Origin of the sequence: Novipirellula sp., assembly GCF_041583735.1 — a bacterium.
Taxonomy (GTDB): Bacteria; Planctomycetota; Planctomycetia; order Pirellulales; family Pirellulaceae; genus Novipirellula.
Map to the genome: position 1 here is coordinate 1 of NZ_JBFHFD010000266.1, position 10825 is coordinate 10825.

Here is a 10825-nt window from a genome sequence, read left to right on the forward strand (position 1 = left end):
CGAAGCTCCGCTGACCGAAGCACAAAAAGCGGATGCGCTCGCGTCGCTTGCGTCCAACGACGCGGCACGACAAATTCAAACGCTCGGTGAGCTAGCCAAGAAGAATTTGAAAGATCCCGATCAAGAGATCGCAACTGCAATGAAACCACTGATCGAGAGCGACAACGACAAAATTCGCAAAGCGGCTCATTCCGCATTGTTACGTTGGGATGCCGATTACAAACGAATCGCAAGCCTGAAATCGGCATACGACCGAGGTGGCGTTGTCGACAATTCCAAACGCGAAGTCAATCTACTGACAACGCTGTACGTCGGCCAAATTGTGCAAGTCAACGAGCATGGGCCGTTTTGGAAACCCGCAACTATCGAAGACATACAGACTGATGGTCAAGTCAGTGTCAAACTTCGCGGCGGTGGCAGCCGCAAGATCACCGTTGCCCGTAGCAAGATCCAACTGGCCCCCGAGGATCTGCCGCAACCCAATAAACCCGCCGCCGCAGCAGCAATACCAAGTTCGCAATCACGTACGTGGTCCGACGCGAGCGGTCGATTCAAAGTCGAGGCGATCTTGCTTCGCGTCGAAGGAGCAAGCGTGGTCCTGAAACGCGCGGACGACCGCGAGGTGACCGTGCCGATCGTCAGCTTAAGCGAAGCGGACAAGGATTTCCTTCGCGAGCTGCAGCAACAACGCGCCGCGGTCAAAAATCCGTTCGAGCCCTAGCCCGTTGACTTGCGGCAATCCGGGTTGAAGCTGCACGTTCTGCTTATTGGCAGATTGCGTTATAAAGGGTAGGCGAAAGCCAAATTGCCGAATTCGAATCGATTGGGATTATCTCCATGAAACGCGTTTTATTGCTGACGCTGATTCCGCTGCTGCTGGTCGGTGGCTGTGGTCGTAAAAATCCGGTCGAGGAAATTTCTCCGGAAAAATCGAATGTCAAAGTCGTCGACGTTGCCGTGGACGAGACGAAACTGCTGTGGCCAGCATGGCGTGGGCCGCAGCGTGATGGCGTCGTTCCGGATCAACCGCTGTTGACGCAGTGGGGCGAAGAGGAAAATGTCCTCTGGCGGACCAAGGTGCCGGGGCGCGGGCACAGTTCGCCGATCGTTGTCGCAGATTCGATCTATTTGGCTACCGCGATCCAAGACCAACAAAAACAACAAGTGATTGCCTTTGATCGTGCGACGGGCCAGCCCAAATGGACTACCGATGTTCATACCAGCGGATTTCCATCGGAACGAGCGGTGCATCACAAAGCGACGCATGCCAACGGCACCTTGGCTTGCGATGGTGTCCGGCTCTATACCGCGTTTCTCAATAACGACGCGATCATTGCCACCGCACTGGATCTGGATGGCAACATCGTTTGGCAGCGTGAGATCGGCAAATTTGTTTCCAAGTTTGGTTATGCACCGTCGCCAGTCCTCTACAGGTCGTTGGTGATTTTTGCGGCTGACAATATGGGCGGTGGCTATTTGGCCGCGGTCGATGGCGAAACCGGCGAGATCGCTTGGCGAGTGGCTCGCGGCACTATCAGCAGCTATTCGAGTCCCACGGTTGCCAACGTCGGCGGCCGTGATCAATTGTTGATCAGCGGATGTGACGCGGTGGCCAGCTTTGATCCGGCCACCGGCGAAAAATGGTGGAGCACACGCGGCACCGCCGAAGCGACTTGCGGTACCGTGATCACATCCGGCGACCGAATCTATGCCAGTGGCGGCTATCCCGATAAAGAAACTGTCTGTCTTTCCGCCGATGGAGAAAAGCTTTGGTCCGTTCGCACCAAAGTCTACGAACCCTCGCTGGTGATCAACGACGATCGTTTGTTCGCTGTCAGCGACGATGGGGTGGCCTATTGTTGGGACGCTGATTCGGGAGACGTGGTATGGCGAGAACGTTTAGGTGGCAACTTTAGTGCCTCGCCAATCGTTTGTAACGACATTGTTTACGTTTCCAATTTAGCTGGCAAAACATTTGTCTTTAAAAATGAAAACGACTCTTTCAAATTGATTTCCACCAACAAGCTTGGCGACGATACCTACGCGAGCCCCGCGGTGACCGACAGCCAAATGTTCTTGCGAATTGGAGTCGACAAAGGCACCAAACGTCACGAACAATTGGTGTGCCTCGGATCCGAGACGCCCTAGGCTATGTCCGAAAACCGTCGTAGCGGAAGTCGTCAAGACTTTCGGCAGCACGGCATCAACCTCGGGGGATCGAAATTTGCTACCAAGTTTCTGCCTCGGATGCGTTCTCCGGCAGAGCCAATCCCACGTTTATTGGATCTCTAACGCTTTCATTTTTTGCTGCAGACTTTGGCGATGAATTCCCAGACGTCTCGCCGCCGCACTGACGTTATGTGATTCGGCGTCCAACGCCCGCAGGATCGCCATCCGCTCGAAATCTTCGACCAGCCGGGTTCGCGCTTCGGTCAACGGCAGATCCAGGTACCGTTCAAACGGAACCTCGTCCTCGGCTCCGCGATCGAGGCTCAGACCAAGATCGCATCGCGTCACTCGATTATCTTCGCACAACGCAGCGGACGCATGCACCAATTGTTGCAGTTCACGCACATTCCCCGGCCACACGTGTTGCAGTAGTACCGTGATTGCTTCGTCCGAGATTGTCACATCCGCAGGCAGGAACCGGTTCGCTAGTAGCAAGATATCTTCATGTCTCGACCGCAGCGGAGGAATGAACAATTCGATTCCCTTTAACCGGAAATACAAATCTTGGCGAAACACCTTGTCTTCGATTGCCGCTTCGAGATTTTGATGTGTCGCGCTGATCACGCGAACATCGACCTTGACTCCCCGCTCGGTCCCAACCGGTTGTACAATCCCCTCCTGCAATACTCGCAACAATCGCGTCTGCACCGCCGCTGGCATGTCGCCAATCTCGTCTAAAAACAACGTGCCTCCATCCGCTTGGCGGAACACGCCATCGCGATTGTGATCGGCACCGGTAAACGCGCCTTTGACGTGCCCAAACAGTTCGCTTTCAGCAAGTGACGCCGCGATCGCGGCGGTGTTCACGGCAATGAATGGCTTGCTCGCTCGATCGCTTCGAGCATGCAGTTCTCGAGCGACCAACTCTTTCCCTGTGCCGCTTTCACCGCGAATCAACACTGGCAGCGAGGTTTTGGCTGCCTTTTCGATTTGCGTAAACAGAGTTCGCATCGGCCGGCTGGTGCCAAGCAGTTGGCCGAACTGCACTGATTCGCTGCCGTTTTCCAATTCATGCACTTTTTGTTGCAAGACAACCCGTTGCTGCGAACGTGCGGCCATCGAACGAATGTGCTGGACATCATACGGTTTGGTGACAAAGTCGGTCGCGCCTAGATGAACACACTGGACTGCTAAGCTGACTTCGTTGTTGGCGGTCACGACAATGATCTCGGGCATCATCGTAGCGGCATCTTGTTGCAGCGACTGCAGCACAAACATGCCATCGTGGGTGGGCATGTTTAAATCCAAAAAGACCAGATCGGGGGCCTGCGTGCGAATCAGGTCAAGCGCGGTCTCGCCATTGTCGGCTTCAAGCACTTGTCGTCCTTCGGCACGCAGCGTCTTGGTCATCGCATAGCGAGCCGCCGGTTCGTCATCCACGACCAAAATTTTCATGTCAAATCCGCCTGCGGAATCGCGAGGTCATTTTCGGTTGTCGCAAGGGGTAGTTGCACGATAAACGTAGAGCCCGTCGAATCGCTTTCGTGCGTGATTTTTCCTGATAATTCTTTTACACGTTGGCCTACCAAATAAAGCCCAAGCCCCGTTCCGTCGGTTTTTCCCGTTACAAACGGTTCAAACAAGTGCGATTGGACTTCACGGTCAATTCCCGGCCCGTTGTCGGCGACCTCGATCCGAGCGAAATCGGGCGTTGGTGGACTCGAATCGGCATCCGTTGGCGTGTCGCCGGAACCGAGCCGCGTCGTAATCCTCACTTCGCCATCGGGCATTCCCCGCACCGCTTCGATCGCGTTTTTGATCAAATTAAACATGATTTCGCTGAACCCCGCATCGGTGGACTCGATCCTTTCCGCCCCCAACTGCAAGTCGGTCGACAACGCCACACCATGTTGCCGAGCCAAATGCCCGAGAATCGACAGCAACCGCTCGATCACCACGTCCGGTTTCACCCCGACATGTTGTGAATCACTCGGCTTGGAAAAATCAAGCAACCGCTGCGTCGTCGAGGTCAGCCGGTCAATTTCCGAGACAATCAAATCAATGTCGCGTTGGGAACCGCTTTGAGGGGCTAGGTCTTCTTTCAATAGCGTTGCGATCGTGCGAATTGAAGAGAGTGGGTTTTTCAATTCGTGAGCCAGCGAACCTGCCATCAGTCCCAGCGTCGACAATTTCTCTTGTTGCACCGCTCGCCGTTCGGCCGATTGACGAGCTTGTTCGAGGATCCGATTTTGGATGGTCGCGGCAAATTGATCCACTAGTAACGAAATCGTACTGAGTTGTTCGTCCGACAGCAGTTCGCCGGTGCGTAGCGATCCGAGCATCAAATAACCGTCGACATCGCGATAGTGGACTCGGAACACGGCTGTCAAATCGGCGTCACGCATCCAATCGCAAACATCGGATTCATGGTCTCCGGAGCATTCGATCCAGCGGTCGGGGCAATCGTCAATCTTGCCACACAGCGTCAGCACTTCCTCGACGGCAAGTCGCTCGCAAATGATGTCACGTGTTTGCTCGTTCGCGACCTTGATGATCGAGTTGGCTTCGTGCATCGGTTTCGGTTCGTCGTGGTCGGACGAAGGCGTCTTCTCGATAAAACATAACTTTGCAAATCGCAAATTGAATGTCTGCAAGATTCGTTCGGTAAACCAATCGGACAACGATTCGATCTCGTCATCGGCCCGCCGTGACAGTTCGACCGACAATTGACGGGCAGCGTCACGGACTTTGACCACATCCAGACCGACAAAGTACCGCAGCCCTTCGCGAAATCGACTTCTCAGTGGTTGATACGCCAATACAAGCGCGACCACGATCAGCGTTTCGAGCACGACGAAATCGAAGTGAAACTCGCGGCTGATCGAACTCATCATTGGCGAGATCGTCAAACGATGGAGATAAAAGATGGCCAGCAGAATCGCGCCGTAAACAAGCGTCCGCTCGAACACCATTGGCAACAATCGTCGTCGCACTAGGTACCACGCAAAAACCAATGTGGGTGCCAGCGGTGACAGATTCGTCAGCAAGCGGAACGGTGGCTCGAAACGAGTGTTCTGAGCGACCAGCAGATAGACGCCGACCAAACCCGTGACCGTGATCAATCCGACCGAGAACTTGACCAAAAATGAACTGGCCCCGCGAGCGACTTGTTCAAGCCGACTGCGGTTTTTGATGAACATCCATGACGCCGTCAAATTGGCTGCGGTCAACCAAATTAGAAACGGCATGTGATAAGGCCGCGTCGATTCAATGAAATCACGCGTTCCACTGTGCACGATCCCGGTCGCAATCGGGAGGATCAACAACACGGGCAAGTAGACTGCGATGTAACGGCGATTCAGACGCGGCCGAGCCTCGCCTCCGGTATGATTGATCCTTAGTCCAGCGTGCAAGATGCTGCAATTCAGTAGTAGCATCCCCAGCGCCATCGTGGTCATGCACATCGCATCGACGGCCGTTGCCGTGGTGCCCGTCGTGTCCCGCAGCAACGTATGTAGAAACGCACCGATATGCCACAACGTCGCTCCGGCCAACGCCCATTTCAGCCAGATCGCCGTCAGCGGTCGATTGATCCGCTCCAATACGATCAACAGCAATACGGTGTCCACGACCGCCGCAAATCCGATACAAAACAGTTCGATTTGAGGCAACATGGGCGATAGCGAACCGAAGAACAAACGGAAAACGAGCTGCGAGTGATGACTAGTGCTGCATCCAGGTCCGACTTTTAGGTAGCCGACGAGGCCACGAGTCCATTACGCTCGGCGAGTTGCGAGGACTCGTTTCCTGGTCCACTACAGTCAAACCCTCGATATCAAATTTAGATCGAGCACCGCGTTGGCCAAAACGGCTAACGCAAACTTTAAGGGGGTCGAAGCACTAGCTCAATCATACCTCGAATTCAGCACGGTCGCGGCGGTCCGACTCACTTTCAAAGCACCACCAACTCATCCTCGGCGACCTCATCACATCGATCCAAATACCGCAGTTCGGCTTTCCCGTCGAAGTCACGGCCATTGCGAGTGATCTGTAACACCGCATCCCCGTCGGGGTGATTTAGCAGGTACGTCACCTGGTCGGCGTCATCGCCGATTTGTCGCTGCATCACCTTGAAAAGTTCTCCTTTCAGCACCACCCGATCGCCTACTTTTAGCGAGAGCAATCGGCCTGCGGTGGGCGAAACGCGGATCCGATCCACGCGATACCATCCCACCACAAGGCTCCAAAACGCAGTGCCGAGTTTGCTGATCGTCCGGATCATGGTTTTTCGGCGGAAACTTCGTGCTTCAGCGCTTCCAATTCAGCGGCGACTCGTTCTTCGCGTTCTTGTCGCTCGAATTGTCGTTGCAATTCGTCGGCATCAGGATCCTTGCCATCCATTCGCTCCCACGCTTCGCTCATGGCTTCTTCGCGGTCCACTTTTTCTTCGAATCGATTGAATTGAGCGAATGCGGATTGGCGGTGCGATCGATCGAGCGTCGCGTTGATCTTTTGCGCCGACGAGGCTCGTGCCATCCGCGCGGCCAACAGAGTTTTCTTCTGTTTGGCTTGGCGGATCTTGTCTTCCAAATCGCGGACACTCTCTTGCAATTTTTCGACTTCGGTCCGTTGCCGCTCGTGGTCGCCGCTGTAGCGATCTGCACGTTCGGCCGCCGCCATTTTCTGCGCGAGGGCGGATTTCGCAGCCGACTCGTCCCCTCGTTTCATCGCGGTGCTGGCACGCTGCATCCAGACATCGACATCCGCACGCTCTCGTTCGGCGCGTCGTCGCATTTGGATTTCATCGGCCACCGCCTCGGCAACGCTCGCGCGAATGCGGTCGAGCTCTTCTTCCATGTCGATCACCAACTGATGCAACATCCGCTCGGGATCTTCGATTTTTTCTTTCAGTGACGTGACGCTCGAACGCATGACCAAACTAAATTGACTTAACCAATTCATGATGATTTCCTTTTTAGGAGTTTGAGAAACAAAAACAAAAGTGAGTGCGAGGGCGTCCACTACGATCGCCCCATTAGTTCCAAGTCGCCAATTCAGCCGACAGGATGCGGATTCGCGTGATCAGTTTCTCGCGATGGTTTTCGCAGAACGCTGCTAACGCGATCACGGCAGCACCTAATGCGACACCACAGATCCACAACAAACTGGGGTGATCCATCGTCGATCGAATCACCATGGCGACAAGGTCGGCCAGCAAGAAGGCGGATCCGGCGTACATCAGTGAGCGAAGTCGCAACCCGATCGCCGTGAGGATCACCAGAACGCTCAGTACCATTAGCGTGAACATGTGTCCCCAGCTGCCTCCGAGGATGTCGAAGAGCGGCGAGACCAAGATGATCAGGGCACCGATGTAACGCAGCGGATCGTGCGATGCGGCAGGCAGCTCGCGTTTGAGTAACTCCACCCCGCCCAGCACCGACAAACCAAACGGCACCATGTAGAATTCGGGGGCGGTCCATCCCAGCACTCGCCATAGCAACATCAGTGCGACGTTGACAATGATGGCCGCCGCGATCGCAAAGCCACGTTGGCGTTTGACAATTGACTGTTGAAAATAAACGGCGGCGGCTAGCATCAACGACATCACGTTGAGTGCGGTCGAGGATTCATCGAACACGCCCGAAATCTCTCGTACCGCTGCAAGCACCGCGACCAAGGCAGGCAAGGTTTGCCCGATCAACCGCATCGGACGGCGAGTGATCTGCAAACGTGGATGGGCGGCAGCAAGATGGTCGATTGTTAAGGCGGTGATTGCGATCGCCGACATCACCAATTGACTGATTCCGGCTCCAACCGTGATCACCCCCTGAGAGAACAAAAACAACGCCAATGTTGCGGCGACCATACAAGCCGCCCATACTCGGAACTCTTGTTGACGACGAATCGCTTGCAACACTTCGGCGACCACGACGATTGCAAACCCGAGCGTCATCGCCACGATTTGGGTGACGTCAAAGTGCATGTCGGTGAACGACAACAAGGCGAGAATGCCCATCCCCACTCGTAACGCCATCGCCCAATCACGACAGGGACTCGAATCGAGTTTCTGATGAGATCGGTCGAACAGCAGGGCACTGATCGCGGCCGTCACGAAGACAAACGGTAATGCAATTGCGATCGATCCGTTCAGCATGCTGGGTAGCACCCAACCACCGCACCCTGCGATCGTCGCTGCGGCGAGCAAGACATGGATGTTGGCGACGATCGCCACCAAGGCTGAAGTCGTTCGCTGCTGGTGTTCGCGGAATTGCATCCATAACACGGGTAAGGTGATCAAACCGACAATCCGTGCCGTGATGTCAAACGACATGCAGGAAGTCACCAGCAACGCGAACAGCCACACGACACTGACCCCTTGGATCACCGAGGCCACGGGAGACGGTGCATCGCCGCTGGCAATGTAGCAGGCCGACATCCACAACACGACTTGCACCACTGCCCACATCACTGGCAATGCAACCAGCGGGAAACTCAGTCCTGACGAAATCAGCACCGCAGACGCAACCAGTGGCAAAATCATGCATGCCAATCCCGACGCCAATCGGCTGCGTTGAATCACGGCGACCGCCAACAACCACAAACTAACCAACACCGTCGACATCCCGATTGATCCCAATGCCGCCGCCGGTTCACCTAGCAACAGCAAGTGAGTTTTCAGCAACAGCGGGATGTGGACTGCAACGACTAGACACGACAGGGCAACAAAACTCAGGTCAAAAATTGGCACAACAAAAGCTTGTGCCCGTCGCATCCAGCCAGTCGAACAGGGGAGGGAAACGGAAACCGTTGTGAAACGTTCGGAATCAAAACCAAGCGTGTTTCGCAGTGCCGCGATTGACGTCGCCTTGGAAATCGATCGAGTCGCCCGCATGAAGAGGTAAGCGGCGGTGGAAACGCCAATCGAAAGGTACGTCGTGTACATCAAGCCATCGGCGACCGAGATTCCAAAGCCTGCCGCCCAACGTACCGCCGCATAGCTGGTCAATATCCAGACACAGAGTCCCGAGTGGTACTGGGGATTTCGCAATGTGTACAACGCAAACGCGGCCATCAAAAAGCCAAACGTCATCAGCGATGCCTGTGTCATCGGTTCGACGAAATGAAGGATCGTTTCGCACGCCCACACGAAGGAGACGATCGCAGCCAGAAAGCAGCCCATGACTTGCGTCAAATTGCGATCGCTGCCATCGGATCGTTGGACCATCAACGAACCTGCGCCGGATACAGGAATACGGTTCAAAATCGCATCTGGAATACGCGTTGCCGTCATCATCGATGCCGCCGCGGCCATCAGCGTGGGGATCCAAATCGGCGATACGTCGATCCACTGCATCCCGTTCAGTGCCGGGATCGCTGCGACACCACTGACCATCGCACAGCCAAGCGAAACGATCACGTAGCGGCGGTCCGCAAACGCAACGGCGAACACCAAGAAGGCGATCGTGTTGGCCAACGAGACCCAAAACGGTGATGCAAACGACATCCACACCATGTCGCTTATCGCAATCGCACTCAAGAACACCGCGACCAAGGTCACAAAGTGCTGAATCGGTTTGCTGAATTCGATCTGTCCGAGCTTGCGAAAACGATAACTCGCGGCGGTCAGCAACCCGAGTAGTGGCAAGTAGGTGATTCCGTATAGCGTGATCGGCACTCGCTCTTGTTTCAGCGCTTCGGCGGTGGTGCTGCGAAGCGTTTGCACAATGTCGGCAAACAGCGTGGGGCAGCACTGGTAGGCAATGGTCGCGAAAACGAGACTGATCCATACGAATCCGCTATGGCGAGTGTCTTTTGCGGCCGCCCCCATCAACACGGCGGCAAGGATCGATGTGGGGATCACCGCGTACGATGTTTCACCAACATAGGAAAAACCGTAGAACGACAACCCAACGCCAAGAACCGTCAGAATCAATCCGCAAAACAGTGGCGTGATGATTGACCAAGGCAACGGACGGACGAGATCACCGGTTCGTTGACGATACACGTTTGCCACCGTGCGGGTGGTCAATAGCACCGTTGCGGATACCATCACACATCCCAATCCGATCCACTGGATGGGGATCGCCGTAACGGTCTTGGTTCCTACCAGGACGACAAATTGCAGCCCCAGCATCACGATCGGCAGAAAGCCAAAGATGCGAGGCAGTTGATGAGTTTCGGCTAACCAAAATGTATGGCGATTGACCTTCATCACGCCCGCGGTGAACACCAACCAACATGCGGCGGTGAACAACATGGCAGCCATTGGCGATGACACGCTTGGTAAAGCTCCAGCGACACACAATGCACAGAAGCTGATCAAGAATGTGGTTTGGCGACCCCGCAAGAAATGGTCTAGAATGCGACTCGATGCAAACCACAACAATCCCGTGGCTGGCAACAATAACATCGCAAACTCGACCACTTGCCAACCTTCTTGCATCGCCGTCCCCGGTGACAACCACGTCAACGCGAGGAAACAAACCGGCAGTAGCAACAGCGTCAATGCGTACAGGACTCGGTAGGTCGCGTTGAGTTGCAAACGCTTGCGTGCAACGTTGCCAGCCACAAAAACGAAGCCAGTGTAGGCCAAGATTGTCAGGTACTTGAGCGTCAGCGTCCAATCAGGCCACGCCTTGGTGACCAGCATCAAGGA

The 10825-nt window shown here is 55.0% G+C and carries 7 protein-coding genes; 2 read left to right on the forward strand and 5 right to left on the reverse strand.

All coding sequences use genetic code 11. The features are described from left to right. Both ABX962_RS19065 and ABX962_RS19070 read left to right on the forward strand, forming a co-directional pair. The coding region (locus tag ABX962_RS19065) for an SHD1 domain-containing protein (RefSeq protein WP_372721619.1) at positions 1-721 on the forward strand (721 nt) is incomplete at its 5' end. Positions 722-837: 116 nt separating this feature from the next. Next, positions 838-2148, forward strand: coding sequence for a PQQ-binding-like beta-propeller repeat protein (locus ABX962_RS19070; RefSeq protein WP_372721620.1), 1311 nt, complete (start codon positions 838-840; stop codon positions 2146-2148). A gap of 129 nt (positions 2149-2277) precedes the next feature. On the opposite strand, the gene ABX962_RS19075 is transcribed toward ABX962_RS19070, so the two are convergent. The 5 genes from ABX962_RS19075 to ABX962_RS19095 all read right to left on the reverse strand — a co-directional run. After that, positions 2278-3624: a sigma-54-dependent transcriptional regulator gene (locus tag ABX962_RS19075; RefSeq protein ID WP_372721621.1), complete on the reverse strand. Its 1347-nt coding sequence runs from the start codon at positions 3622-3624 to the stop codon at positions 2278-2280. Then, positions 3621-5843, reverse strand: coding sequence for a sensor histidine kinase (locus ABX962_RS19080; RefSeq protein WP_372721622.1), 2223 nt, complete (start codon positions 5841-5843; stop codon positions 3621-3623). The genes ABX962_RS19075 and ABX962_RS19080 overlap by 4 nt, the downstream gene beginning before the upstream one ends. Before the next feature lie 278 nt (positions 5844-6121). Further along, positions 6122-6451, reverse strand: a complete 330-nt coding sequence (locus ABX962_RS19085; RefSeq protein WP_372721623.1) for a hypothetical protein — start codon at positions 6449-6451, stop codon at positions 6122-6124. After that, the gene (locus tag ABX962_RS19090) at positions 6448-7131 is read right to left on the reverse strand and encodes a PspA/IM30 family protein (protein WP_372721624.1); all 684 of its coding nucleotides are present in this window, start codon (positions 7129-7131) and stop codon (positions 6448-6450) included. Before ABX962_RS19090 ends, ABX962_RS19085 begins: the two co-directional genes overlap by 4 nt. A gap of 73 nt (positions 7132-7204) precedes the next feature. Further along, a partial coding sequence (locus ABX962_RS19095) for a hypothetical protein (RefSeq protein ID WP_372721625.1) occupies positions 7205-10825 on the reverse strand: 3621 nt, incomplete at its 5' end.